Origin of the sequence: Actinoplanes sichuanensis (assembly GCF_033097365.1) — a bacterium.
Lineage (GTDB): Bacteria > Actinomycetota > Actinomycetes > Mycobacteriales > Micromonosporaceae > Actinoplanes > Actinoplanes sichuanensis.
This window is the reverse complement of the sequence record NZ_AP028461.1, coordinates 7532490-7558116: the sequence shown is the minus strand read 5'-3', so window position 1 is coordinate 7558116 and position 25627 is coordinate 7532490. Positions and strand designations below refer to the sequence as shown.

General features: G+C 69.1%; 18 protein-coding genes. 12 read left to right on the top strand and 6 right to left on the bottom strand.

The annotated features are described in order from the left end of the window. Positions 1-11: 11 nt before the first annotated feature. The 8 genes from Q0Z83_RS34635 (at position 12) to Q0Z83_RS34600 (ending at position 11925) form a co-directional block, all read left to right on the top strand. Positions 12-986 (top strand): carbohydrate ABC transporter permease, encoded by a 975-nt coding sequence (locus Q0Z83_RS34635; RefSeq protein ID WP_317787457.1) that lies wholly within the window; start codon positions 12-14, stop codon positions 984-986. Then, positions 986-1843 carry a carbohydrate ABC transporter permease gene (locus tag Q0Z83_RS34630; protein ID WP_317787456.1) on the top strand — a complete coding sequence of 286 codons (858 nt, stop codon included), beginning with the start codon at positions 986-988 and terminating at the stop codon, positions 1841-1843. Before Q0Z83_RS34635 ends, Q0Z83_RS34630 begins: the two co-directional genes overlap by 1 nt. Before the next feature lie 16 nt (positions 1844-1859). Next, positions 1860-3305: an N-acetylglucosamine/diacetylchitobiose ABC transporter substrate-binding protein gene (gene ngcE, locus Q0Z83_RS34625; RefSeq protein WP_317787455.1), complete on the top strand. Its 1446-nt coding sequence runs from the start codon at positions 1860-1862 to the stop codon at positions 3303-3305. A gap of 46 nt (positions 3306-3351) precedes the next feature. Continuing rightward, positions 3352-4257, top strand: coding sequence for a carbohydrate ABC transporter permease (locus tag Q0Z83_RS34620; RefSeq protein WP_317787454.1), 906 nt, complete (start codon positions 3352-3354; stop codon positions 4255-4257). A 23-nt stretch (positions 4258-4280) separates the two neighbouring features. Further along, positions 4281-5180, top strand: a complete 900-nt coding sequence (locus Q0Z83_RS34615) for a carbohydrate ABC transporter permease (RefSeq protein ID WP_317787453.1) — start codon at positions 4281-4283, stop codon at positions 5178-5180. 64 nt (positions 5181-5244) lie between these two features. Beyond that, a complete protein-coding gene (locus tag Q0Z83_RS34610) occupies positions 5245-6882 on the top strand; it encodes a bifunctional 3'-5' exonuclease/DNA polymerase (RefSeq protein WP_317787452.1) in 1638 nt (545 codons plus the stop codon). 122 nt (positions 6883-7004) lie between these two features. Next, positions 7005-10604 (top strand): methionine synthase, encoded by a 3600-nt coding sequence (metH, locus tag Q0Z83_RS34605; protein ID WP_317787451.1) that lies wholly within the window; start codon positions 7005-7007, stop codon positions 10602-10604. Between the two features lie 136 nt (positions 10605-10740). Next, a complete protein-coding gene (locus tag Q0Z83_RS34600) occupies positions 10741-11925 on the top strand; it encodes a zinc-dependent alcohol dehydrogenase (protein ID WP_317787450.1) in 1185 nt (394 codons plus the stop codon). A gap of 21 nt (positions 11926-11946) precedes the next feature. Here the strand turns inward: Q0Z83_RS34600 and Q0Z83_RS34595 are convergent, their stop codons facing one another. Both Q0Z83_RS34595 and Q0Z83_RS34590 read right to left on the bottom strand, forming a co-directional pair. After that, the gene (locus Q0Z83_RS34595; RefSeq protein ID WP_317787449.1) at positions 11947-12768 is read right to left on the bottom strand and encodes a metal-dependent hydrolase; all 822 of its coding nucleotides are present in this window, start codon (positions 12766-12768) and stop codon (positions 11947-11949) included. A gap of 111 nt (positions 12769-12879) precedes the next feature. Then, positions 12880-13308 carry a DUF1707 SHOCT-like domain-containing protein gene (locus Q0Z83_RS34590; RefSeq protein WP_317787448.1) on the bottom strand — a complete coding sequence of 143 codons (429 nt, stop codon included), beginning with the start codon at positions 13306-13308 and terminating at the stop codon, positions 12880-12882. Between the two features lie 358 nt (positions 13309-13666). Here Q0Z83_RS34590 and Q0Z83_RS34585 point away from each other — a divergent pair, with 358 nt between their 5' ends. Together Q0Z83_RS34585 and Q0Z83_RS34580 are read left to right on the top strand one after the other, a co-directional pair. Then, entirely contained in the window at positions 13667-15247 is a 1581-nt protein-coding gene (locus Q0Z83_RS34585) for a sensor histidine kinase (RefSeq protein WP_317787447.1), read from the top strand. Further along, on the top strand, positions 15244-15921 hold the full coding sequence (locus Q0Z83_RS34580) for a response regulator (RefSeq protein WP_317787446.1): 678 nt from the start codon (positions 15244-15246) through the stop codon (positions 15919-15921). The genes Q0Z83_RS34585 and Q0Z83_RS34580 overlap by 4 nt, the downstream gene beginning before the upstream one ends. Positions 15922-16123: 202 nt before the next feature. Here Q0Z83_RS34580 and Q0Z83_RS34575 read toward each other — a convergent pair whose 3' ends face one another. Both Q0Z83_RS34575 and Q0Z83_RS34570 read right to left on the bottom strand, forming a co-directional pair. Next, positions 16124-17701, bottom strand: coding sequence for a GGDEF domain-containing protein (locus tag Q0Z83_RS34575; protein ID WP_317787445.1), 1578 nt, complete (start codon positions 17699-17701; stop codon positions 16124-16126). 59 nt (positions 17702-17760) lie between these two features. Then, on the bottom strand, positions 17761-19671 hold the full coding sequence (locus Q0Z83_RS34570; RefSeq protein WP_317787444.1) for an amylo-alpha-1,6-glucosidase: 1911 nt from the start codon (positions 19669-19671) through the stop codon (positions 17761-17763). A gap of 92 nt (positions 19672-19763) precedes the next feature. Between Q0Z83_RS34570 and Q0Z83_RS34565 the strand changes: the two genes are divergently transcribed. Further along, positions 19764-22400, top strand: coding sequence for an MGH1-like glycoside hydrolase domain-containing protein (locus Q0Z83_RS34565; RefSeq protein ID WP_317787443.1), 2637 nt, complete (start codon positions 19764-19766; stop codon positions 22398-22400). A 72-nt stretch (positions 22401-22472) separates the two neighbouring features. Next, positions 22473-23207: a hypothetical protein gene (locus Q0Z83_RS34560; protein ID WP_317787442.1), complete on the top strand. Its 735-nt coding sequence runs from the start codon at positions 22473-22475 to the stop codon at positions 23205-23207. Between the two features lie 11 nt (positions 23208-23218). Here the strand turns inward: Q0Z83_RS34560 and Q0Z83_RS34555 are convergent, their stop codons facing one another. Together Q0Z83_RS34555 and Q0Z83_RS34550 are read right to left on the bottom strand one after the other, a co-directional pair. Then, positions 23219-23491, bottom strand: coding sequence for a hypothetical protein (locus Q0Z83_RS34555; protein WP_317787441.1), 273 nt, complete (start codon positions 23489-23491; stop codon positions 23219-23221). Positions 23492-23690: 199 nt separating this feature from the next. After that, on the bottom strand, positions 23691-25508 hold the full coding sequence (locus tag Q0Z83_RS34550) for an anthranilate synthase family protein (protein ID WP_317787440.1): 1818 nt from the start codon (positions 25506-25508) through the stop codon (positions 23691-23693). Positions 25509-25627 lie beyond the last annotated feature (119 nt).

Genomic DNA, 25627 nt, shown 5'->3' with positions numbered 1-25627 from the left:
GAGGATCTTTGATGCACGCCGTCGACTCCCGGCCGAACCCGGCGGAGGCGCCGCAGGCACCGCCGCCGCGGCACGTGGCCCGGGTACGCAACCGAAGCCAGCGCGACTCCCGGGTGGCGTGGCTGCTCTCCCTGCCCACGCTCGCGATCCTGGTCGCGATGCTGGCCTACCCGCTCTACCGCATGATCGTGCTGTCCTTCCAGAACATGCGGCTGAAGGAGCTGTTCTCCGGTAAGACGCCGCCGTGGGCGGGTGTCGACCAGTACACGAAGGCTCTGACCGACAGCGTCTTCTGGGGCGTCGTGGGCCGTACCGCCGCCTTCACGGTCGTGTCGGTGACCCTCTCGGTCCTGGCCGGCCTCGGCATCGCGCTGCTGATGCGCCGGGTGCACGCCAAGGTCCGGCTGTTCATGATGATCGCGATGATGTTCGTCTGGGCGCTGCCCCAGCTGGTCGCCGCGCAGTCGTTCCGCTGGCTGACCGACTCCGACTTCGGTGTCCTCAACTACGTGCTCACCGAGCTGGGCTTCGACTACGCGACGCACAGCTGGTTCGTGAATCCCTGGGAGGGCTGGGCGGTGATCACCACGCTGGTGGTGTGGGCCGGCATCCCGTTCCTGGCGATCTCGCTGAGCGCCGGTCTCACCCAGGTCCCGAAGGAGCTGCTGGAAGCCGCGACGGTGGACGGCGCCTCGGCCTGGCAGGCCCTGCGCAACATCACCCTGCCGATCCTGAAGCCGCTGCTGATGATCGTCACCACGCTGTCGGTGATCTGGAACTTCGGCCTCTTCACCCAGAACTGGGCGCTGCGCGACGGGCATCCGGAGCCGGTCTACCAGACCCTGGCGACGTTCTCGTACACGCAGGCCTTCGGGCGGTCCAACTACAGCTACGGCTCGGCGATCTCGGTGATCACGGTGCTGCTGATGCTCGGCGTGATGGTCTTCTACATCCGCCAGATGTTCAAGATCGGGGAGGTGGACTGATGGCGAGGCATGACGACGGCGTCATCACCGTCGGGCGTAGCCGTATCGGTACGTTCTTCGCGAACACCACCGGTATCGTCTTCGGCCTGGTCATGATCTTCCCGGTGTACTGGGTGCTGAACACGGCGTTCAAGCCGGACTCCGAGGTTCGCAGCTTCACGCCCACGTTCTTCCCGAACGATTTCACGCTGGACAACTTCAAGTCGGCGCTCGGTGAGGAACTCTTCATCCCGAGCATGATCAACGGTTTGATCATCACGGCTATGGCGGTTGCCGCCGCCCTGGTCGTAGGGTTCCTCGCGGCACTCGCGATCGCCCGGTTCAGCTTCTACGGACGCAAGGCGATCATCCTGGTCATCCTGGCCGTACAGCTGGTGCCCTTCCTTGCTCTGCTCATCCCGCTCTTCCTGATGTTGCAGGGCGCGAACCTGACCAACTCACTGGTCGGCGTCGCACTCGTGTACCTGGTGCTGCTGCTGCCGTACACGGTGTGGACGCTCCGCGGTTTCATCTCCGGCATCCCCCGGGAGCTGGACGAGGCCGCGATGATCGACGGCTGTACCCGGGCCCAGGTGTTCTGGCGGATCATCCTGCCGCTCACCGGCCCCGGTCTGGTCGCGACCTCGGTCTACGGGTTCATCCAGGCGTGGAATGAATTCATCATCATCAACACCCTGAACAACCCGCAGAAACAGAACCTGATGGCCTGGCTGCTCTACAACCAGACCGAACGCGGTACCGCCTGGGGCCCCCTCATGGCCGGTGCGATCATCACGTCCATTCCCGTGGTGGTCTTCTTCCTGATCATTCAGCGCAACATCGCCACCGGTCTGACGGCCGGCGCCGTCAAGGGTTGACCCGAGAGGAACATCGATGTCTGACATAACGAAATCCGAGCTGGACCGTCGTAGCCTGCTGCGTCGTGCCGCCGCGGTCGGCCTGGCGGCGACCCCGGCGGTGGGCATGCTCAGCGCCTGTGTGGGTGGCGGCTCGGACGAGAAGAACGACCAGGCCACCGGTACGAAGTCGGCGGACAACCCGCTCGGCATCGACACCAAGGCGCCGGTCGAGATCGTGATCTTCGACGGCGGCCTGGGCACCAAGTACGCCACCGACGTGGACACTCCGATGTACAAGAAGAAGTGGCCGGAGTCCGAGGTCAAGTACTCGGCCACCGAGCAGATCGCCACCACGATCAAGCCGCGGCTGAACTCCGGCACCGCCCCCGACATGATCAACAACTCGGGCGCCGACATGATGGACTTCGGCGCCATCGTCAAGGCCGGCCAGGCGGCCGACCTGACCGACCTCTTCGCCGCGCCGTCGTTCGACGTCACCGGCAAGACGGTCGCCGAGACGCTGGTTCCGGGCGCCATCGAGCAGGGCACCTACGACGTCGAGGGTGGTCGTAAGCCGTTCGCGGTGAACTACTCCTTCACCGTCTTCGGCCTGTACTACAACAAGAAGCTGTTCGAGAAGAACAGCTGGACCGTGCCGACCACGTGGGCCGACTTCATCGCCCTGTGCGACAAGATCAAGGCGGCCGGCATCACCCCGTTCGCCTACGCGGGCGCCAACGCGTCGTACTACATGGTCCGCGCGATCATGACCAGTGCGGCCAAGATCGGCACCGAGCAGGTCCTCAAGGACCTCGACAACCTGAAGCCGGGTGCCTGGACGGCGCCGGCCATCAAGCAGGCGGCCGAGGCGTGGGGCCAGATCGGCGTCAAGTACATGAACAAGAGCTTCCTCGGCCTGCGTCACACCGAGGTCCAGCTCCAGCAGAACCAGGACAAGGTCGCGTTCTACCCGTGCGGCTCGTGGCTGGAGAACGAGCAGGCCGCCAGCATCACGCCGAACTTCGAGTACGCGGTCATGCCGTACCCGAGCGTCACCACCTCGGACCAGCTGCCGGCGACCGCGATCAACGCGGCCGCGGGTGAGATCTACTTCGCGTCGACCAAGGGCAGCAACGTCCAGGGCGGCAAGGAGTACCTGCGGGTCATGCTCTCCAAGGCGGCCGCGCTGGAGTTCACCAAGCTCACCAAGTCGCTCACCGTGGTGGCCGGCGCCGCCGACGGCCAGACCATCTCGCCCGGTCTGACCAGCGGTAACGAGATGCTGAGCAAGGCCGGCAAGGACATCTTCATGGGTTACCTCTGGGACACCTGGTACAAGAAGATGAACGACGCCTCGCTCGAGGCCGTCAATGCCCTGATGTTCAACGGCGGCGACGCACAGAAGTTCTGCGACACGATGGAGAAGGTGGCCCAGGACGTGGCCAAGGACTCCTCGATCTCCAAGAACACCCGCGCCTGAGCGGCCCGGTAACCCCGCACCCCGAGCAGTAGGACGGTCGAGCGCCATGCGGCACGGCAAGTACCCCTTCATCATCGGTTTCCTTGCCGTGCCGGTGGCGCTCTACGCCATCTTCGTGGTGGGCGCCTATCTCCAGATGTTCCGGCTGTCGCTGACCGACTGGTCCGGCTACGGCACCTTCAAGGACGTCGGCTTCGACAACTTCGTGAAGCTGTGGAACGACGAGGTCATCTGGATCGCCCTCCGGCACAACGGCTACCTGCTGCTCCTGTTGCCGATCGTCACGATCGCGATCGCCCTGCTGTTCGCCTTCCTGCTCAACGTGGGCGGCGGCTCCAAGGGCGGGATGACCCAGGGTGTCTGGGGCTCCAAGGTCTACCGGGTGGTCTTCTTCTTCCCGCAACTGCTCGCGCTGGCCCTGGTCGCGGTGATCTTCCAGCGCGTGTACGGCCCGGACAAGAGCGGCATGATCAACGGTCTGCTCCCGGACTCGTGGGAGCCGTGGCTGTTCCTGGCCGACGAGAAGTGGGCGCTGACCTGCATCCTGATCGTGCTGATCTGGCAGGCGGTCGGCTTCTACGTGGTGCTCTTCTCAGCCGGCATGGGCTCGATCGGGCAGGAGATCTACGAGGCGGCCGCTCTGGACGGGGCGAGCCGGATCACCCTCTTCTTCAAGATCACGCTGCCTCTGCTCTGGGGCAACATCCAGGTCGCCTGGATCTACCTCGGCATCGCCGCCTTCGACGCCTTCGCGCTGGTCAACATCATGACCGTGAACCAGGGCGGCCCGAACAACTCGACCCAGGTGCTGAGCATGCAGATCTACCTCAACGCCTTCAAGTACTCCCAGGCCGGTTACGCCTCGGCGATCGGTGTCGTGTTGTTCTTCCTGGCCCTGAGCTTCGCCTGGCTGACCCTGCGGGTCAACCGGTCCGACAGCGTCGACGCCTGATCGCCGAGAGAGGCCGAGAGACGATGACGAACCTCACCAAGACTCCCCGCGCGGCGACCACCGAGCCGGTCGTGCCGGCCAAGGACACCGGCCGCCGGGTCAACCCGCTCGGCGGGGTCGCGCACGCGGCGCTCTTCCTGTGGGCGCTGGCCACCGTCGCACCGCTGATCTGGGTCGCGCTCGCCTCGTTCAAGAGCAACGAGGAGATCTTCCTCGACGAGCCGTTCGGGCTGCCGCAGAGCTGGGCGATCGACAACTTCGCGGACGCCTGGAGCGAGGCGCACATCGGGCAGTACTTCCTGAACAGCGTCTTCGTCGTGGTGGTCAGCACGGCCGGCACCATGCTGCTCGGGTCGATGGCCGCGTACGTGCTGGCCCGTTACAAGTTCCCCGGCAACCGGTTCATCTACTACCTGTTCGTGTCCGGGCTCGCCTTCCCGACCTTCATGGCGCTGGCCCCGCTGTTCGGCATCGCCCAGGCGATGAACCTGCTCGACTCGTTCTTCGGCCTGATCGTCATCTACATCGCGTATTCGCTGTCGTTCACGGTCTTCTTCCTGGTGGCGTTCTTCAAGACGCTCCCGCACGAGATCGAGGAGGCGGCCACCGTCGACGGGGCCGGGCACGTGCGCCGGTTCTTCCAGGTGATGCTGCCGATGGCGAAGTCCGGCCTGGTCAGCATCGCGATCTTCAACATCGTCGGCCAGTGGAACCAGTACCTGTTGCCGGTCGTGATCATGCAGAGTGAGGACAAGTACGTGCTCACCCAGGGCATCGCGAACATCAGCGTGTCGGCCGGTTACCAGGCCGAGTGGGGTCAGCTGTTCGCCGCGCTGACGCTCTCCATCCTGCCGATGATCATCGTCTATGCGGTCTTCCAGCGGCAGATCCAGGCCGGTCTGACCTCGGGTGCCGTGAAATAGACAGTGGGCGCCGTCAAATCCTGCGGTCCCCGAACTTGTCATACCCCCGGGTGACAATGGCCCGGTGCGGATAGCTGTGGTGCCCGACCCGGACGGCCCTGGTGGCCGTCTGGGTCGCGCCGTCTCGGGGGAGCTGTGGCACGTTCCCGACCTGGCCGCCGAGATCACCGTGTTGGAGGCCACCGAGCAGCCACGCTGGCTCTGGACCTCGACGGCCGACGTCTACCCACCGCTGCTGCGGGCCGGGGTCCGGGTGGCCCGCTGCCACGATCTGGAGCTCACCGAGGCACTACTCTCCGGCCATGCCGGCCGCTGGGGCGAGCCACGGAGTCTGGCGGCCGCGGTCGCCCGACTGCGCGGCCTTGCGGTCCCTCCGGACCGGCCACGGCCGGATGCCGAGCCGCCAGGTTTCGCCCAGGTCGCCCTCTTCGACGCGGTCCCGGCCGATCATCCCGAGATCAAAGACCTCCTTGAGGTGTACGGGGAGCAGGCTCGCCGGATCACCGAGACGACCCACCCGGGCCGTTTCCGGCTGCTGGTGGCCGCCGAGTCGGCGGGCGCCCTGATCGCCGCCGAGATGGGTCACACCGGCCTGCCGTGGCGGCCCGACGTGCACGACGAGCTGCTGCGTGACCTGCTCGGCCCACCCCAGCCGATGGGTCCGCCCCGCCGGCTGGCCGAGCTGACCGCCGAGATCAACGCCGCGTTCGGCACCCACGGCCTGCATCCGGACCTGCCGGCCGAGGTGGTGAAGGCGTTCCATCGGGCCGGGATCGACATCCCCAACACCAGACGCTGGGTGCTGCGCCAGGTCGACCATCCGGCGGTGGCCCCGCTGCTGGAGTTCAAGGAGCTGTATCGGATCTGGACGGCACACGGCTGGGCCTGGTGCGACGCCTGGGTGCGCGACGGCCGGTTCCGCCCGGAGTATGTGGCGGGTGGGGTGGTGTCCGGCCGCTGGGCGACCCGCGGCGGCGGTGCCCTGCAGGTGCCCAAGGTGGTCCGCCGGGCGGTGATCGCCGACCCGGGCCGGCGGTTCGTGGTCGCCGACGCCGGCCAGCTGGAGCCCCGGGTGCTGGCCGCGGTCTCCGGTGACGGGCGGCTGGCCAAGGCGGCGGCGGCCGGCGATCTGTATGCGGCGCTGGCCACCGACTCGTTCGACGGTGACCGGGGCAAGGCCAAGATCGCGCTGCTCGGTGCGATGTATGGGCAGACCGGCGGCGACGCCATCCCGGCCCTGGCCGTGTTGCGCCGGCACTATCCGACCGCGTTCGAGTATGTGGAGGCTGCCGCCCGTACCGGTGAGGCCGGTGGCCTGGTCCGTTCCTGGTTGGGCCGGACCTGTCCGCCGGCGTCGGGCGCCTGGCGGGACGCCGGCCTGGACCCGCCGGACGAGGTGGCGCCCCCACCCGGCCGAGCCCGGGGCCGCTTCACCCGCAACTTCGTGATCCAGGCCACAGCCGCCGAGTGGGCGCTGGTTCTGCTGGCCACTCTGCGGACCCGGCTGGCCGGCACCGAGGCCGAACTCGTCCTGTTCGTGCACGACGAGGTGGTGGTGCACTGTCCCGAGGAGCAGGCCGAAGCGGTGGTGGAGGCGGTCCGGGAGAGCGCGCTATCGGCGGGCCGGTTGCTGTTCGGCGACACCCCGGTGCGTTTTCCTCTGGACGTCTCAGTGGTTGGTGCCTACGCCGACGCCAAATGAAAGAGTCGGTATCGTTGACGGTCCGGCCGAGAGGCGCTGCAGCGGGCCCGACACCCGTCACGCTCGACCGGTGAAACACCCGAAACAAGGGCGCCTCCGACTCACTATCGGAGGTGTTGGCGTTGACTCAGACCGTCACTCAGCTGCGCGAGCTGCTCGCCGAGCGGATCCTGGTGCTGGACGGCGCGTGGGGCACGATGCTCCAGGGCGCCAGGCTCTCCCCGGCGGACTACCGCAACGAGCTGATCCCGGCCGATCACCCGAAGGACGTCACGGGTGACCCGGACCTGCTGATCCTGACCCGGCCCGACGTCATCCTCGACGTCCACCGGCAGTATCTGGCGGCCGGCGCCGACATCACCACCACCAACACCTTCACCGCGACCAGCATCGCCCAGGCCGACTACGGGCTGGAGCACCTGGTCCGGGAGATGAACGTGCAGGGCGCCCGGCTGGCCCGGCAGGCCGCCGACGAGGCGCAGGCCCGAGACGGGCGGCCCCGGTTCGTGGCCGGTTCGGTCGGCCCGCTCAACGTCACCCTGTCGCTGTCGCCGAAGGTCGAGGACCCGGCGTATCGTGCGGTCACCTTCGACCAGGTCAAGGCCACCTACGCGGAGCAGATGTCGGCGCTGGCCGAGGGCGGCGTCGACCTGTTCCTGATCGAGACGATCTTCGACACGCTGAACGCGAAGGCGGCCATCGCGGCGGCCCGTGAGGTGGCGCCGGAGATCCCGCTGTGGATCTCCGTGACGATCGTCGACCTGTCCGGGCGCACCCTGTCCGGCCAGACCGTGGAGGCCTTCTGGCGCTCGATCGAGCGCGCCGAACCGCTGGTCGTCGGGGTCAACTGCTCGCTCGGTGCGACCGAGATGCGCCCGCACGTGTCCGACCTGGCCCGCCTGTCGAACGTCTACGTGGCCTCGCACCCGAACGCGGGCCTGCCGAACGCGTTCGGTGGCTACGACCAGACCCCGGCCGAGACCGGTGAGCTGCTCCGCGGGTTCGCGGCGGACGGCCTGGTCAACCTCGTCGGCGGTTGCTGTGGCACCAGCCCGGCGCACATCGCGGCGGTCGCCGACGCGGTCCGTGGCGCGGCTCCGCGGGTGATCGCCCCGCCCGCCCCGACCACCCGGTTCAGTGGCCTGGAGCCGTTCGAGATCGGCCCGGACACCGGGTTCGTGATGATCGGCGAGCGGACCAACGTGACCGGTTCGGCCAAGTTCCGCCGGCTGATCGAGGCCGACGACCACCAGGCCGCCGTCGACGTGGCGCTGGAGCAGGTGCGCGGCGGCGCCAACCTGCTCGACGTCAACATGGACGCCGACCTGCTCGACAGCGAGCAGGCGATGGTCACCTTCCTGAACCTGATCGCGACCGAGCCCGAGGTGGCCCGGATCCCGATCATGATCGACAGCTCGAAGTGGTCGGTGCTCGAAGCCGGCCTGAAGTGTGTGCAGGGCAAGGGTGTGGTCAACTCGATCAGCCTCAAGGAGGGCGAGGAGGTCTTCCTCGCGCACGCCCGGCGGATCCGTGACTTCGGTGCCGGTGCGGTCGTGATGGCCTTCGACGAGCAGGGCCAGGCCGACACCACCGAGCGCAAGGTGGAGATCTGCGGTCGCGCCTACGACCTGCTGGTCGCCGACGGGTTCGACCCGAACGACATCATCTTCGACCCGAACGTGCTCGCGGTCGCCACGGGTATCGCCGAGCACAACGGCTACGCGAAGAACTTCATCGACGCGCTCCCGCTGATCAAGGCGCGGTGCCCGGGTGCCCGTACCTCCGGTGGCATCTCGAATCTGTCCTTCGCCTTCCGCGGCAATGACATCGTGCGCGAGGCGATGCACTCGGCGTTCCTGTTCCACGCCGTCAAGGCGGGGCTGGACATGGGCATCGTCAACGCCGGCCAGCTCGCCGTCTACCAGGACATCCCGGCCGACCTGCTGAAACTGGTCGAGGACGTGATCTTCGACCGGCATCCGGAGGCCACCGACCGGCTGGTCACCTTCGCCTCCACGGTCACCGGCTCGGGCGCCAAGCGTGAGGTCGACCTGTCCTGGCGGGAGGCGCCGGTCGAGGAGCGGCTCAGCCACGCGCTGGTGCACGGCATCGTCGACTTCATCGAGGACGACACCGAGGAGGCCCGGCAGAAACTGCCTCGGCCGCTCGACGTCATCGAGGGCCCGCTGATGACCGGCATGGGCGTCGTCGGTGACCTGTTCGGCTCCGGCAAGATGTTCCTGCCCCAGGTGGTCAAGAGCGCCCGGGTGATGAAGCGGTCGGTCGCCTACCTGCTGCCCTTCATGGAGGACGAGAAGGAGGCGGGCTCCCGCGGTCAGGGCAAGGTGGTCCTGGCCACGGTCAAGGGCGATGTCCACGACATCGGCAAGAACATCGTCGGCGTGGTCCTCGGCTGCAACAACTACGAGGTGATCGACCTCGGTGTGATGGTGCCGACCGCGAAGATCCTGGAGACCGCGATCGCCGAGGGCGCCGACGCGATCGGGCTGTCCGGCCTGATCACCCCGTCGCTCGACGAGATGGTCGCGGTCGGTGCCGAGATGCAGCGCCGCGGGATGAGGCTGCCGCTGCTGATCGGCGGAGCGACCACGTCGAAGCAGCACACCGCGGTGCGGATCGCGCCCGCCTACGACGGGTCGACGGTGCACGTGCTCGACGCGTCCCGGGTGGTCGGCGTGGTGTCCGACCTGCTCGACCCGGAGCGCGCGGTCAAGCTCGACGAGGCCAACCGGGACGAGCAGCAGCGCCTCCGCGAGCAGCACGAGCAGCGTCACTCCAAGCCGCTGCTCACTCTCGACCAGGCCCGTGCCAACCGCGAGCAGATCGACTTCGAAGACCTTCCCAAACCCGACTTCACCGGGGTACGGGAGGTGGCGCCCACCATCGCCGAGCTGCGCGCCATGATCGACTGGCAGTTCCTGTTCCTGGCCTGGGAGCTCAAGGGCAAGTACCCGGCCATCCTGGAACAGCCGGTCGCCCGCGAGCTGTTCGACGACGCCAACACGCTGCTCGACCAGATCATCGCGCAGGGATCGTTCCAGGCTCGCGGCCTCTACGGGTTCTGGCCGGCGCACGCCGACGGCGACGACATCAAGCTGGACAACGGGACGTCCTTCCCGATGCTGCGCCAGCAGACCGAGAAGCCGGCCGGGCGGGCCAACCGCTGTCTCGCCGACTACATCGCCCCCTCGGGAGATCACCTGGGCGGGTTCGCGGTCGCCATCCACGGCGCCGACAAGCTGGCCGCCAAGTACGAGGCCGAACACGACGACTACCGGGCCATCATGGTCAAGGCGCTGGCCGACCGTCTCGCCGAGGCGTTCGCCGAGTACCTGCACCTCAAGGCCCGCCGCGACTGGTTCGAGCCGGACGCCCAGCCGCTCCTGGCCGACCTGCACGCCGAACGGTTCCGGGGCATCCGCCCGGCGCTCGGCTACCCGGCCTGCCCCGACCACAGCGAGAAGCGCGACCTGTTCGAGCTGCTCGGCACGTCCGCCATCGGGGTCGGCCTCACCGAGTCGTATGCGATGACGCCGGCCGCCGCCGTCAGTGGCCTGATCTTCGCCCATCCGGAGGCGAAGTACTTCACCGTCGGACGGCTCGGCAGGGACCAGATCGAGGACTACGCGGTACGCCGTGGCGTCCCGGTCGCCGAGGTGGAGCGCTGGCTGCGCCCCAACCTCGCCTACTCCATCGACTGACCGCTCGCCGCGGTAAGGCTCCGGCTGGTCGCCAGGGCTGTCCCGAGAACTCGGAGACAGCCCGCACGACCAGCCGGCGCCTTCTCCGTACCCCGGAGGCGGATTGGACCGCTTCTCCGTGGGCATGCCGGAGGTCATGCGAGCACTGACCTGGCAGGGCACCGGCAAGGTGTCCGTGGAAACCGTTCCCGACCCGAAGATCGAAGAGCCCACCGACGCGATCATCCGGATCACCTCGACCGCGATCTGCGGCTCTGACCTGCACCTCTACGACGTCCTCGGGATGTATCTCGACAAGGGCGACATCCTCGGCCACGAGCCGATGGGGATCGTCGAGGAGGTCGGCCCCGAGGTGACCCACATCCGGCCCGGCGACCGGGTGGTGATTCCGTTCAACATCTCCTGCGGACACTGCTGGATGTGTTCGCGCGGCCTGTTCGCGCAGTGCGAGACCACCCAGACCCGGTCCCAGGGGACCGGCGCGTCGCTGTTCGGATACACCAAGTTGTACGGGCAGGTGCCCGGCGGTCAGGCCGAGTATCTGCGGGTGCCGCAGGCCCACTTCGGCCCGATCAAGGTGCCGGACGGGCATCCCGACGAACGCTTCCTCTTCCTGTCCGATGTGCTCACCACGTCCTGGCAGGCGGTTCGGTTCGCCGAGGTCGAACCCGGCGACACGGTCCTGGTCACCGGGCTCGGCCCGATCGGGCAGATGTCCGCCCGGATCGCGAGGCACCTCGGCGCGGACCGGGTGATCGGCGTGGACAGCGTGCCCGAGCGCCTGGCGATGGCTTCGCGCAACGGCATTCAAACCCTCGACGGGGGTACGGTCGACGACATCGGAGAAGCAGTCCGGGACCTCACCGGCGGCCGTGGTGCCGACCGGGTGATCGAGGCCGTCGGCATGGAGGCGCACGGCTCGCCGATCCAGTCGGCCGCGATGAAGGCTGCCGGAATGCTGCCCGATCCGCTGGCCCGGAAGGCGACCGAGACCATCGGTGTGGACCGGATGGCCGCCCTGAACACGGCGTTCGACGCGGTCCGCCGGGCCGGCACCATCTCGATCATCGGGGTGTACGGCGGCAACGCCGACCCGTTCCCGATGAAGGACCTGTTCGACAAGGGGGTGACCCTGCGGATGGGCCAGGCACACGTGAAACGCTGGGTGGACGACCTGATGCCGCTACTGACCGGCGACGACGATCCGCTCGGTGTCGGTGACCTGGTCACCCATCGGGTGCCGCTGGAGCAGGCGCCGGACGCCTACGAGATGTTCAAGCAGAAGTCCGACGGCTGCATCAAGGTCGTCCTCAAGCCGTAGCGATCGCGGGGACGGGATCGCCTACTTGCTGGCCCAGACGTCCAGGTTGAAGCGCTCCAACACGCTCGGGATGAACAGGCCGGCGATCGACAGCAGCGAGATGACCGTGAAGGCGGTGCGCAGCACGACCACCTCGACCTTGCCGCCGACCTTCACGGCCATGCTGTTCGGGATGCCGATCATCATCCACATGCGGCGTTTGATCGGGATCGGCCAGAGGATCGGCACGCCGTTCTTGGTGATCATGTCGCCCAGGATGTGCACGAAACAGCCGACCCCGACCGCCAGGCCGAGCAGCGGATAGCCGCGGTCGCTGGGCAGGTTGGCGGCGGTGAACCAGGCGATCGCCGCCGAGGCCAGCGTCACGATGACCCAGCCGGCACGCTCGGCCCAGTCGTCGAACAGACCACGCAGCGCGAGACCGCTCATGAAGAAGACGATCCCGATGACCGCCCAGTAGCCGTAGGTGTCGGCCAGCGCGGTCGTGCCCCAGGCGAGCAGCGCGCAGAACGGCAGCGTGTGAGTGAACGTACGGTGCCCGTTGTCACGTCGCGGGTCCCGCTTCAGCTTCGTCGCCGTGTAGACGCCGAGCGAGAACTTCTCCACCACCTCGGCCACGAACAGCGACGCCACACCGAACGTGCGGGCCACCGTCGCGCCACCCTGGTTACGGGTGACCTTGCCGGACATGTCCAGGTCGGGCAGGAGCGCGCCACCCGCACAGATCGCCGTGCCGACCGCCACCTCCAGCGGCGACTGACTGATACCGGCGAACTGGTCGAGCGCCCAACTGCCTGCCAGCCAGGCGGCCGCGCCGGATAGCGCGTGCGACGGACCCATCATGTGCGTTGTCCCTCCCCGAACAAAACTCGGCCACTGTGGCAGAGAGAACGAAGAAGATCAACGATCCGATCGGCATGTCGTACGTGGGGTCGGCCACCCGACAGCGGGCGGTCAGTGCCGGTGGTGGTGGCCGAACGTGTACTCGGGACGCCAGCGGCCGTACCGCGCGTGCTTGAACAGGCCCATCACCAGGAACGCCAGCGGGATGACCGGCCAGAAGAAGGTGGCGTTGGACAGCATCCACACTCCGGTCAGGACCCCCGCGATGATCAGGATGAGACTCGCGTGCCGGCTCAGTGCCCGGCGTGTCTCGGCCCGGCGCGCCGGGGTGCGGGCCAGTGCCTGGCGACCTCCGAACGGCAGGTCGGCGGTGAGCGGCATCAGTTCGTCACGGAACTTGGCGGCGTACGCTGTGGCCAGCCGTTCCTCGCCCTCGGAGAGGTCGAGCCGACCCTCGGCCATCGCGGCGCGCAGGATCTCGGCGGTCTCCTCCCGCTCCGCGTCGGACGTCCGCAGCCGGGCGGTTCCCTGGGGGTGCATGGCAACTCCTTCGACGGTTCTCTCGGGTACCGCTCCAGCATCGGCCGTTCAAAGACCGCCCGCGTCGGCCCGGGGAGGCATCCGTCAGGCGCACCCAGCGCCGCTTTTGATCTTTCTGGTACGCCCGGAGGAGTACGGGACCGTGCGGATGTGAGACCCGGGTCGTAGGCAGGATGACCGCCCGCGGGCCGATGCCGGGGCCGGGGCGCCGGCGTAGGTTCGGCTGATGAGGCATGTGGGCCGGTGGCAGTCGCCCGACAGCCGGGGCGGTCCGCCCTGGCGGCGGTCCGGGCCCGCATGGCGTGACGGGTCTTCGTGGCGGCGGTCCGGGTCGGAGTCGTGTGACGAGGCGGAGCCGATGGTGACGTCCGAGCCGCCGTGGCGGCGTTCGCGGCGCGGCGGGCACAACGGCTGGCCGCCCGGCGCGGTGATCGCCGCCATGATCTTCCACCTCGCCGGGTCGAACGATCTCGCCGACCGCGGCGGGGTGCACCTCACCTCGCCGGTGCTGTATTACCTGTTGCTGATCGCCGGCCCGGTCGCGCTGTTCTGGAAACGCCGCGCCCCACTCGCCGTCTTCGTGATCGCCGCGGCCGCGTCGCTGCTGTTCGCCACCCACGCCGACCCCTACTGGATGTATGCGGTGGCTCCCGCGCTGGCGCTGTTCGCCCTCGCCAAAGCGGGCCGACGGACCGAGGCGGCGATCGGCGCGGCGGTGGCCTGGGTGCTCTACCTGCTGCTCGACGTGGTCCTGGCCGGCCCGCTCGGCCTACCCGCCGGGGTCACACCGGACGTGCGTGAGGCAGCGCTCGCCGGGGTCGGGCTCGGTGTGGCGGCGCTGGCCGGCACGGTGTCGAAGGTCCGGCACGAGCAGTTGGCCGCCCTCGCCCGGGCCCACGAGGAGCAGGAACGGGCGCGTGCCGAGCAGAAACGCCGGCAGGCCTCCGAGGAGCGGTTGCGGATGGCCCGCGAGTTGCACGACGTCCTCGGTCACCACCTGTCGTTGATCAACGTGCAGGCCGGAGTGGGCCTGCACCTGATGGACAGCCGCCCGGAGCAGGCCCGCGAAGCCCTGTCCGCGATCAAGACGGCGAGCGCCGAGGCGCTGCGCGAGGTCCGTTCGGTGCTGGGCGTCCTACGAACCGAGGGTGAGGCGGCGCCCCGCCAGCCCGCGCTGGGCCTGAGCCGCCTGAGCGACCTGACCGCGGATGCCGGCTTCCCGGTCCGGACCGAGATCCTCGGCGAGCCCCGCGACCTGCCCGCCGAGGTGGACCGTGCCGCCTACCGGATAGTCCAGGAGTCCCTGACGAACGTCCGCAAGCACGCCGGTCCCACCCCGACCGCGTCGGTCGAGATCAGGCAGACTTCGGACGCCCTGCACCTGTCCATAACGAACACCGGCGCCCCCGACGAGTCCCCACCCGCGGAGGGCTCAAGCGGCCTGACCGGAATGCGAGCCCGAGCCGAAAGCCTGGGCGGCTCCTTCACAGCGGGCCCGGCAGACGGCGAAACCACCGGTTACCGGGTGACCGCGTTCCTCCCCATCCCACCGGCCGGCGCCGCCCACACCCCGGATCCCGGTTCGCGATCCGTCTCCCGTCCTACCGCGTCTCCTGTCCCGGATCCCGGTTCGCGATCCGGGACCGGTCCTACCGTGTCTCCTGCTCCGGATCCCGGCTCGCAATCCGTCTCCGGGTCCACGTCTTCTCCCGCCTCCGTTTCCGTGCCGCCCGCGCCACCCCCCGATTTCGGGTCCGGAGCGGCCTCCGGGCCTGTCGCTTCTTCCGGGCCCGTTTCCGAGTCTGTTCCTTCTTCGGTATCGGATTTCGGGGCGGAGGCGGTTTCCGGGTCGGGCGCCTCGTCCGCCCCCGATTCCGGGTTCGGTTCGGCGGGTGGGAGTGTGAGGTCGGGGACCGGGCGAACGGGGGAGGCCGAATGATCTCGGTGGTGCTGGCGGATGACCAGGCGCTGGTCCGAGCCGGGTTCCGGGCGCTGCTCGACGCGGAACCCGGCATCGAGGTGGTCGGCGAGGCGGCGGACGGCCTGCGGGCGGTCGAGGTGGTCCGGGCCACCCGGCCCGACGTCGTGCTGATGGACATCCGAATGCCCGGCGTGGACGGACTGGAGGCGACCCGCCGGATCGCCGCCGATCCGGATCTGGTCGCCACCCGGGTGGTCATCCTCACCACGTTCGAGCTGGATGAATATGTGTTCGAGGCGTTGCGGACCGGGGCGTCCGGGTTCCTGGTGAAGGACACCGAACCGGTCGACCTGCTGCGCGGGGTGCGGGCGGTGGCGGCCGGTGACGGACTGCTGTCGCCGAGCGTGACCCGGCGGGTGATCGGTTCGTTCGCGGCCGCGGCTGTAGCGCACGGCCGACCACCCGAGCCGCCCCGCGACCTGGATCAGCTCACCGACCGGGAACGCGAAGTCCTGGTACTGGTAGCCGAGGGACTGTCCAACGACGAGATCGCCGCCCGCCTGGTGATCAGCCCGGCCACCGCGAAGACCCACGTGAGCCGCACGATGATCAAACTCGGCGCGCGGGACCGGGCCCAGCTGGTCGTCTACGCCTACGAGGCGGGCGTGATCCGCCCGGGATGGCTGGGTTGATCAACTCCAGCCGGCCATGAGAGCCGCCGGCATCAGGGTCCGCTCTCTCCAGCAGTGCGATACGAACGCCAAACCCCCGATAAGCAGCCGCGCTGTGCCGCTCGGTGATCGGCTTCGGGCCAGAAGGACTCGTGGTGTGCCGTTCGGCGATCCGGCTTCGGGACGGATGCGGTTGGGAGGTGGGGGTGGGAATCTCGCCGGGTCAGGGGGTGGCGGGGACCGTGCCGGCCAGGATTGAGCGGTTGCGGCCGGCTGCCTTCGCGGCGTAAAGGGCCTGGTCCGCGGCACGGAGGAGGGACTCCGGTTCGGTGCGGACGGTTCCGGTGGAGGAAAGGCCGGCGGCGGTGGGGGAGGCACCGGCGGTGGAAGAAGGGCTGGCGGTGGAAGGGCCGGCGGTGGGGGAGGCGCCGGTGGCGGAAGAACGGGGAGTCGTGGTGGTGGCGGCGCCTACCGAGACGGTTACCGAGAGGAGGTCGCCGCCGATGTCGATGGGGAGGTCGGCCACCTCGGAGCGGAGGCGTTCGGCCATGCTGAACAGTTCGGTGGGGGCGGTGTGCGGGGCCAGCACCACGAACTCCTCGCCGCCGTATCGGGCCACCACCGCGCCCGCCCGGACCGCGGAGGTCAGACGGCGGGCCACCTCGCGCAGGACCTGATCGCCGGCCGGATGGCCGTACCCGTCGTTGATCTTCTTGAAGTGATCTACGTCGATGATCAGCAGGCCCAGGTCGTGGCCGCTGCGGAGGGCACGGCGGCATTCGGTGGTGAGCGCCTCGCCGAAGAAGCGACGGGTGCGCAGGCCGGTCAGGCCGTCCGTGACGGCGGCCCGACGCTGAGCCGCCACCAGGCCCGACATCCTCGCCAGGACCAGCAGGAACATCACCGTGCAGGCGCCACTGATCAGCGGCACGCTGGGTGGTTCGCCGCGCAGCCATTGGATGAACTGGACGCCCGGCGCCATCAGCACCGCCACCGCGAGCGCGCCGAGCCGGGACGGTGACGCGTCCGGCAGGGCGGTGGCGGTGCGCCGGTCGAAGTGTTTGATGCCGGGGTGCAGTCCGGCCAGGCCTAGCAGGCCCAGCGAGAGCATCCACATCGCGTCGAGGTACGCCTCGGACACCGCCCCGCCGTCGGCGATCGCCGTGGCCAGGTAGGCGGTGTCCACGGCGAGCATCAGCGCCATGCTGGTGAGCAGCAGATACAGGACCGGGCCGCGGGTTCCGGCGCCCATCACGAGGCGGACCGCGAGGATCAACAGCATCAGATCGAGCACCGGGTACGCCGACTGGGTCAGCTTCGCGTTGAGCGGCAGTTCCGAGTCGGAGGTGAGCGGCTGGAGGATGTAGATCCAGCTGAGCAGCCCGGCGCTGATCGCGATTACCAGGGCGTCGATGGCGCTCGGCCCGTCCCAGCCGGGAGTGCGACGCCGAATGAAGATCAGCACCGCGGCCGCGAACAGCAGGTAGTAGGCGAAGTAGAAGAGGTCCGCCGGGGTGGGTTCGAGGAACTCCCCGGACAGGTAGTCGTCGGCCACCGTCAGGCCGTCCGCGACGGCGTACAGCAAGTGGGCGGCGGCCAGCAGGAACCAGCCGGCCCGGTGCGGCGGCCGGTGGCGGGCCGTGCCGTAGAGGATCACGAACGGCGTCGCCACGCTGACCACCATGTACGGCGTGACGGTCAGCAGGTACTCCGACTCGGACGTGCCGAGGAGGACACGCAGCACCACGCAGCCCGCCAGCACCACGAGCCACGCGATCCCGGTCCACCGATCACGTCCCATGTCTGGAGCATCCCCGGCCCCGGGTGCGGTTCGGGTGCGATCGGCTGACCCGCCGGGTGTCAGAGCCGCCGGGCGCGTAGGTGCTCGGCCACCGACCAGGCCTGGAACGGGCATCCGGTGGCCCGGTGCGGCGGGTCGCCGTCGGCGGTCTCCGAGATCGAGCCGAGGCCGTGTTCGGACAGGTGGCCCTCGATGTCGGTGAGCAGGTCGGCACCGCTCGCCCCGACCCGGTGCAGGGCGGTCACCCACGGCCCGGTGAGCCACGGCCAGACGGTTCCGGTGTGGTACGCGCTGTCCCGCTCGGCCGGGGTGCCGCGGTGTCGTCCGGCGTACCCGAGTTCACCCGGCGCCAGGCTGCGCGGCCCGAGGGGGGTGAGCAGCGCGGCGCCGAGCCGGTCCAGGGTGGCCCGGTCCGGGCGGGCCGGGGCGTGCGGCAGCGACCAGGCCAGCAGTTGGTTGGGGCGCAGCACCGGGTCCTCGCCGGCCCCGCCGACCACGTCGTGCAGTAGGCCGCCGGGCGCCGGATAGTGCCGGGCGAACCCCTCCCGGGCCTGCGGGCAGGCGCGTTCGGCCGGGCCGGGCGGGATCCCGGTGCGGGCGGACAGGTCCAGCACGGTCGCCAACCCGTTGATCCAGAGCGCGTTCACCTCGACCGGCTTGCCCGTGCGGGCGGTCACCGGAACCCCGTCGACGCGGGCGTCCATCCAGGTCAGGGCGTGTCCGGGGGCGCCCGCCCGGAGCAGTCCGTCGGCCGGGTCGGCGCGGATCCCGTATCTGGTGCCGGAGAGGTGGTAGGTGATCACGTCACGCAGCAGCGGCAGCATCTCGGCGGCCAGGTCGTCGTCGCCGGTCTGGGCCACGTGCCGCCCGATCGCGTGCAGGAACCAGAGCGTCCCGTCGACGGTGTTGTACTCGACCTTGCCGGTGTCCGCGGTGTTCGCGAGCATCCCCTCGGAGAGGGTGCCGGCGTAGGCGCGCAGCAACTCCCGCCCCTCGTCGGCCCGGTCGGTGGCCAGGAACAACCCCTCGTAGCTGATCATCGTGTCCCGGGACCACGACCCGAACCACGGGTAGCCGGCCACCACGTCCGGCCCGTTCGCGGTGTGCACGATGAACGCGTCGGCGGCCAGCGCCAGTGTCGCCTGTGTCCCGTCGCCGGGTGCGGCGGCCGCGACGACGGCCCGGTTCCGGGCGCGGGCGGCGGTCACGGCCGTGCCCGCGGGTGGCGGCTGATCGTTCAGGTCACCGGCCCACGCCGACACTTCGGCGATCTCTCCGGGACGACCCAGTTCGGCGTGGAAGCTTCCCGCGTACCACAGATCCTCGGTCGAAGTGAGGCCTCGCTCGTCCTCCGTGCGGTGACGGACGTCGCGGAACCACTCGCCAGCCGGGGTGAAGCCCGGCCCGCTGATCCGGTAGGCGTCCTCGACCACGCAGCCGTCCGCGGCCGTGGTGACCGCCGGAGGCGGGCCGTCCGCGGTCCGCTCGCCGTGCGCGTCCCGCCACGTGCAGAGCGCTTCGAGGGTGAGCCGGACCGGGCCGCCGGTGACCAGCCGGTGGGTGATCGCGATCGCGGGTCGGCCGTGTACGGCGGCGATCTCCCGTTCGATCACCATCGCGCCGAGCCGCCACCGCCACCGCGGCACCCCGTCGATCAGCGCGAAGCCGGCCAGCAGTCGGTGCCCGGCCGGGGCGATCGCGCCGTCCGCCCACTCGTGCACCCCCAGCCGGACGACCGCGCCGGAGGGCAGTGTCACGACCGCATCGAGAGACGCGAGTCCCATGTTTCGGGAGGCCGGTGTGTCTCCGGCCACCACGAGCAGGCCGTGATAGCGGCGGGTTCGCAGACCGCTGACCGTTCCCATGGCATAGCCGCCGACCCCATCGGGTACCAACCACTCCCGTGTGGCGCCCTCGTTGAGGCGGGCGCAGACCTGAGGACCGAAAGTGATCGGGTGGGCCGTGGGCACGGAGAAACCCCTAATCGCGCGGAGCCTTACACACTTGACACATCAGCGTGACAGTCTCAGTGTGATCGACTCCGGGATTTCGGTTAGTGGGGGTGAGAACGGACGTGTCGGAGCGGGTGCGCTTGGCCCAGGCCGATTCCGGAGAGCAGCCTTGGCGGGCGTGGGGGCCATACCTCGCCGAGCGCGCCTGGGGCACGGTCCGCGAGGACTACAGCGAACACGGCACCGCATGGGACTACTTCCCGCACGACCACGCGCGCTCCCGGGCGTACCGCTGGAATGAGGACGGCATGGCCGGCCTCTGCGACGACCGTCAGACGTTCGCCTTCGCGCTCGCCCTCTGGAACGGTAAGGACCCGATCCTCAAGGAGCGGATGTTCGGGCTCGGCGGCGACGGCGGCAACCACGGCGAGGACGCCAAGGACTACTGGTGGTATCAGGACTCCACGCCCACCCACTCGTGGATGCGCTGGCGATACCACTACCCGCAGGCCGCGTTCCCCTACGACCAGCTGGTCCGGGTCAACGGCGCCCGGTCCCGCAACGAGTCGGAGTACGAACTCGTCGACACCGGCATCTTCGACCACGACCGGTTCTGGGCGGTCACCGTCGACTACGCCAAGGCCGGGCCCACCGACGTCTGCATCGCCATCACCGTCAGCAACCGCGGTCCCGACCCGGCGATCCTGCACGTGCTGCCCACCCTGTGGTTCCGCAACACCTGGTCGTGGGGGCTGCCCAACCGGCAGACGCCGACCATGACCGGCACACCCGGGCGCCTCGACGGGCGGCACCGGTCGCTCGGTCACGTCACCCTCGACGGGCAGGGCGCGCCGGTCGCGCTGATGTGCGACAACGAGACGAACGCGCAGCGTCTGTGGGGGCTGCCGGGGCGCAGTCCGTACCCGAAGGACGGCATCAACGACCACCTGATCCACCGGACGCCGACGGTCAACCCGAACGGGGTCGGCACCAAGGGGGCGCTGCACTACCGACTGTGGATGGGGGCGGGCGAGACCCGTACCCTCCGATTGCGATTGACCCAGAGTGACCGCCCGATGCCGCCCGCGGACCTGGGGGACGGCTGGGCCGAGGTGATGGCCGCGCGCAGCGCGGAGGCCGACGAATTCTTCGCCGAAGTGCTGCCGGCGGCGGCGACCGACGCGGAGAAGGACGTCGCCCGGCAGGCCGTCGCCGGTCTCATGTGGGGCAAGCAGTTCTACCACTTCGACGTGAAGCAGTGGCTGCACGGCGATCCCGGCAACGCGCCGCCGCCACCGGGCCGGCGCTACGGGCGCAACAACAACTGGTGGCACATGAACAGCTTCGACGTCATCAGCATGCCCGACCCGTGGGAGTACCCCTGGTACGCCGCGTGGGACCTGGCCTTCCACTGTGTCAGCATCGCGCGCGTCGACCCCGGCTTCGCGAAGTCCCAGCTCCTGCTGCTGCTCCGCGAGTGGTACATGCACCCCAACGGCCAGATTCCGGCGTACGAGTGGTCGTTCTCCGACGTCAATCCACCCGTGCACGCGTGGGCGGCGTTGCAGGTGTTCCAGATCGACGGTGGTCGCGACTTCGACTTCCTGTCCCGAGTGATGCACAAGTTGCTGCTCAACTTCACCTGGTGGGTCAACCGCAAGGATGTCGGCGGCAACAACGTCTTCGAGGGCGGCTTCCTCGGTCTGGACAACGTCGGCCCGTTCGACAGGTCGGCGGCCCTGCCCGTCGCCGGTGTGCTCGAACAGTCCGACGGCACCGGCTGGATGGCCATGTACGCGCTCAACCTGCTCGACATGGCGATCATCCTGGCCCTGCACGACCGGGCCTACGAGGACATGGCCACCAAGTTCTTCGAGCACTTCACATACATCGCGGAGGCCGCGTACCGGCAGGGGCTGTGGGACGAGGAGGACAGTTTCTTCTACGACGTGCTGCGCCTGCCCGACGGTCACAAGGTGCCGCTCAAGGCCCGCTCGATCGTCGGTCTCCTGCCGCTCGCCGCCACCACCCGGCTCACCTCGGAGACCCTGGCCCGGCTGCCCGAGATCAGCGCCCGGGTCCGTTGGATGCTCCACCATCAGGGTGAATTCGGTGACGTGATCAGCGCGCGGCGCCTCGGCGGCGCCGACCGGCGCCAGCAGCGCCTCCTCAGCATGGTGGGCCAAGACCAGTTGCTCCGGATCCTGGCCCGCTTGTTGGATCCGGAGGAGTTCCTTTCGCCGTACGGCCTGCGCACCCTGTCTCGAGCACATCTGGAGAAACCGTTCACCGTCTCGCTCGGCGGCTCGGACTTCACCGTCGGCTACGAGGCGGCCGAGAGCACCAGCGGGCTGTTCGGTGGCAACTCCAACTGGCGCGGGCCGGTCTGGATGCCGGTCAACTACCTGCTCATCCAGGCGCTCCGGGAGTACGCGGAGTTCTACGGCGAGGACCTGAAAGCCGAGTACCCGACCGGGTCACAGGGCAAGGCCGGGCTCACCGAGATCGCCGACGACCTGTCCCGGCGACTGATCGGCCTGTTCGTGCCCGACCCGGTGACCGGGCGGCGGCCCATCTACGGCGCCACCGAACTCTTCCAGACCCACCCGGACTGGAAGGATCTGATCGTCTTCCCGGAGTATTTCAACGGCGACAACGGGGCCGGGCTCGGCGCCTGGCATCAGACCGGGTGGACGGCCCTGGTCATCGATCTCGTCTTCAACCTCCGGCGGCACCCGGGCACGTAAAGATCGACAATTGTCGCTAAAGTGGCCCACTCGTACGCCCGGCCGGTGCCGGGTCTCAACGGGGAGGCGACTGTGAAGAAGTTCATCGCGCTCATCGCGGCCGGGGTGCTGGCGGCCGGCGGGTGTGCCGGCTCCGACTCGACCACCACCTCGGCTCCCGGTGGCGGTGCCGTGCCGGAGAAGCAGAAGGACGCCGCCGCCGCGCTCGCCTCGGCCGCCACCGAGCTGCAGAAGGACACCTACAAGACCACCGTGAACCTCGGTGACCAGGGCACCATGACCGGCGTCGCCGACCCGAAGAGCAAGAACGCCGAGTTCGTCATGGAGAGCACGTCCGCCGGCGCCGAGGGCACCACCACCCTGCGCGTCGTCGACGGGGTCACGTACATCAAGATCGCTTTGAAGGAGTCGGGCGGGCTGCCCGGTTTCGACGGCAAGAAGTGGCGCAAGCTGGACAGCTCAGGTGAGCTCGGCACCCTCGGCAACTTCGACGCCACCCAGATGACCAAGAGCCTCGAGTCGGCGGCCGAGGTCGCCTGGGTCGACGACGACACCGTCAAGGGCACCATCGACCTGGCCGAGTCGGCCAAGCAGCTCGGCGTCGGCACCGAGGTGCTGGGCAAACTGTCCAGCACCAAACTGCCGTTCCAGGCCGACATCGACAGCGCGGGCCGGCTCGCCACCTACAAGTTCACGATGCCGGCGGTGGGGTCGCAGGCGGCCTACGACTTCGACATGAAGTACTCCGACTTCGGCACTCCGGTGAACCTGAAGGCGCCGGCCGCCAAGGACATCATGGCCTCCTGACCGACGGGCGGTCAGTGGGCGCGGGTGACGATCACCTCGGCCACATGGCGCAGTTGCGCGGGGTCCGGGTTGAAACCGGCGGCGATGTCCGGGTGCAGGCCCGCCTTCGCCTGCTCCAGGAGCATCGCGGTGACCTGTTCGACGCTCTCCCCGGCGTACTGCTGCTCGACCTTGACGGTCGCGGCCTGCAGCGCGGAGCTGAGCTGGTCCTCCAGCGGCCCGCGCAGCTTCTGCTCCACCGGGGTGAGCGTCCGCGGGTCCAGGGTGATGTGTGGCTCGGCCAAGGTTGTCCTCCGGAGGTCAGCGACGCCAGCCGGATACCCGTTTCTCTCGCGACGGTAAACCCACCACGGCCACCCCGTCCGCGTTTCACCTCGAAGAGGGTGTCGATCACCGATGCGCCTGTCGTGGCCGGGACCGCGGGAACGGGTCGGTGGTCCAAGGTGAGGCTCTCGATCACCTTGGACCACCGACACTGTTTCGCTACCCGGGAATCGCGGGGCTAATCGCTTCGGTGAGAAGTGGTGGGAGAAGTTCTTGGAGGATCTCCACGCCGTCGCGGCTCAGCACCGACTCCGGGTGGAACTGGACTCCGGCGAAACCCCGGCCCCGGAGGGCGTGGACGGTTTCGTCGGCGGGGTCGACGGCCAGGGTCACCGGGCCGTACCGGGTGGCGACCGTGGGTCGGGCGGCCACCGCCGAGAAACTGGAGTAGAAGCCGACCCGTCGTGGGGTGCCGAAGAAGTCGATCTCCCGGGCCAGACCCTGGTAGGGGGAGTCCCGACGGCGTAGCGGGAGACCCAGCAACGAGGCGAGGATCTGCTGGCCGAGGCAGACCGCGAAGAGTGGCCGGCCCGCCGCGAGCACCGAGGTGACGAGCCCGTGCAGCGCCGCCATCTTCGGGTCGCCGAGGTCCGACGGGTCCCCGGGCCCGGGCCCGACCACCACCAGATCCGCACCACTCAACACCTTCGGAAGATCCGGGGTGTCGGACACGGTGGTCCAGGGGCGGATCGTCACCGCGAGTCCCAAGGCCTTCAGCTGGTGGGCCAGCATCGCGGTGAAGGTGTCCTCAGCGTCGACGATCACCGCGTGCCGGCCCGCCAGCGCCGGGACCGTCAAGGCGCCCGGCGCCCGCGAATCGAGCCAGAAGCGGGCCAGTTCGTCGTTCCGGGACGCCAGCAGGCGCTGGATCTCCGGAGACGGTGCGGTACCCCGTACCGCCGCGGGTCGAGAAGGAACCGCGCCCAGCGCGGACAGCAGGCCGGCCGCCTTGGTGTGGGTCTCGGCCACCTCGCCCGCGGGTGTCGAATGGCGGACCAGCGTGGCGCCGACCGGCACCCGCAGCAGGCCGTCCGGGGTGATCTCGGCGGTCCGGATCAGGATCGGCGCGTCCAGCGTCTGCCGGCCCGAGTCGTCGTGGTCGAGAAGGGCGAGGACCCCCGCGTAGTAACGGCGGCCGCGGCGTTCGTGGCGGGCGATGACCCGGCAGGCGTTCTCGATGGGGCTGCCGGTGACGGTCGGCGCGAACATGGTTTCGCGCAGCACCGCCCGGACGTCCAGCGAACCACGCCCGGCCAGCAGGTATTCGGTGTGGGTGAGGCGGGCCATCTCCTTGAGGTACGGACCGGCGACCTGCCCACCGTGTTCGGCGACGGTGGCCATCATCTTGAGTTCCTCGTCGAGGACCATGTACAGCTCCTCGATCTCCTTGGGGTCGCGCAGGAAGTCGAGGATGTCGCCGGATCCGTGCCGGAACGTGCCGCTGATCGGGTTCATCATGACGATGCCGTCGAGGACGCTGACGTGCCGTTCCGGGGTGGCGCCGATCAGGATCCGGTTGCCGGTGTCGACCAGGAACGTCCAATAGGTGCCCTGCTCGGCATGCAGCAACCGGCCGAACGCGGCCCGCGGATCACCCTCGAACCCGGCCCGATAGGTGCGGTGGATGACGAAGTTGGCGCCCTCGCCGTGCCCGATCTCGTCGCGCAGCACCTCCTCGACGACCCGGGCGTAGTCGTCGTCGGACAGATCGAATCCGCCGTCCCGAAGGGTGATGTCGCCGGGCGGGAAGTTCGACAGCGGCTCGGTATGACGTGATCTGACCAGCAGACATTCGAGCGGAGCACCGTCGTCGACGCATTCGAAACCGCGTTCGGTGATCTGCCGGTAGGGAATGACGGCGAGCACCGGTGTGCCGGGTGTCATCGGGATGTCGTCGAGCGTGGCCACCGTGACGACGTCGCCGGTGAGGACTTCCACGTGGTCGGCACCGTCGCGGTGCAACAGAGCGGATGGCATGGCCCCTCGTTTCGGGTGAGCGGGTGAGGGCCGCCGAGCCGAGATCCGGCCACGAAAAAGGCCGCCTCAGCGAGGCGGCCGCGGGGTATCGCGCGGAAGGTGACCGCCTGTCAGGCGGG

What these genes read in the sequence shown, in the direction of transcription:
- Q0Z83_RS34635 (WP_317787457.1), top strand. Translation starts at nt 12, where the DNA reads ATGCACGCCGTCGACTCCCGGCCGAACCCGGCGGAGGCGCCGCAGGCA.
- Q0Z83_RS34630 (WP_317787456.1), top strand. Translation starts at nt 986, where the DNA reads ATGGCGAGGCATGACGACGGCGTCATCACCGTCGGGCGTAGCCGTATC.
- ngcE (WP_317787455.1), top strand. Translation starts at nt 1,860, where the DNA reads ATGTCTGACATAACGAAATCCGAGCTGGACCGTCGTAGCCTGCTGCGT.
- Q0Z83_RS34620 (WP_317787454.1), top strand. Translation starts at nt 3,352, where the DNA reads ATGCGGCACGGCAAGTACCCCTTCATCATCGGTTTCCTTGCCGTGCCG.
- Q0Z83_RS34615 (WP_317787453.1), top strand. Translation starts at nt 4,281, where the DNA reads ATGACGAACCTCACCAAGACTCCCCGCGCGGCGACCACCGAGCCGGTC.
- Q0Z83_RS34600 (WP_317787450.1), top strand. Translation starts at nt 10,741, where the DNA reads ATGCGAGCACTGACCTGGCAGGGCACCGGCAAGGTGTCCGTGGAAACC.
- Q0Z83_RS34595 (WP_317787449.1), bottom strand. Translation starts at nt 12,768, where the DNA reads ATGATGGGTCCGTCGCACGCGCTATCCGGCGCGGCCGCCTGGCTGGCA.
- Q0Z83_RS34590 (WP_317787448.1), bottom strand. Translation starts at nt 13,308, where the DNA reads ATGCACCCCCAGGGAACCGCCCGGCTGCGGACGTCCGACGCGGAGCGG.
- Q0Z83_RS34585 (WP_317787447.1), top strand. Translation starts at nt 13,667, where the DNA reads ATGGTGACGTCCGAGCCGCCGTGGCGGCGTTCGCGGCGCGGCGGGCAC.
- Q0Z83_RS34580 (WP_317787446.1), top strand. Translation starts at nt 15,244, where the DNA reads ATGATCTCGGTGGTGCTGGCGGATGACCAGGCGCTGGTCCGAGCCGGG.
- Q0Z83_RS34575 (WP_317787445.1), bottom strand. Translation starts at nt 17,701, where the DNA reads ATGGGACGTGATCGGTGGACCGGGATCGCGTGGCTCGTGGTGCTGGCG.
- Q0Z83_RS34550 (WP_317787440.1), bottom strand. Translation starts at nt 25,508, where the DNA reads ATGCCATCCGCTCTGTTGCACCGCGACGGTGCCGACCACGTGGAAGTC.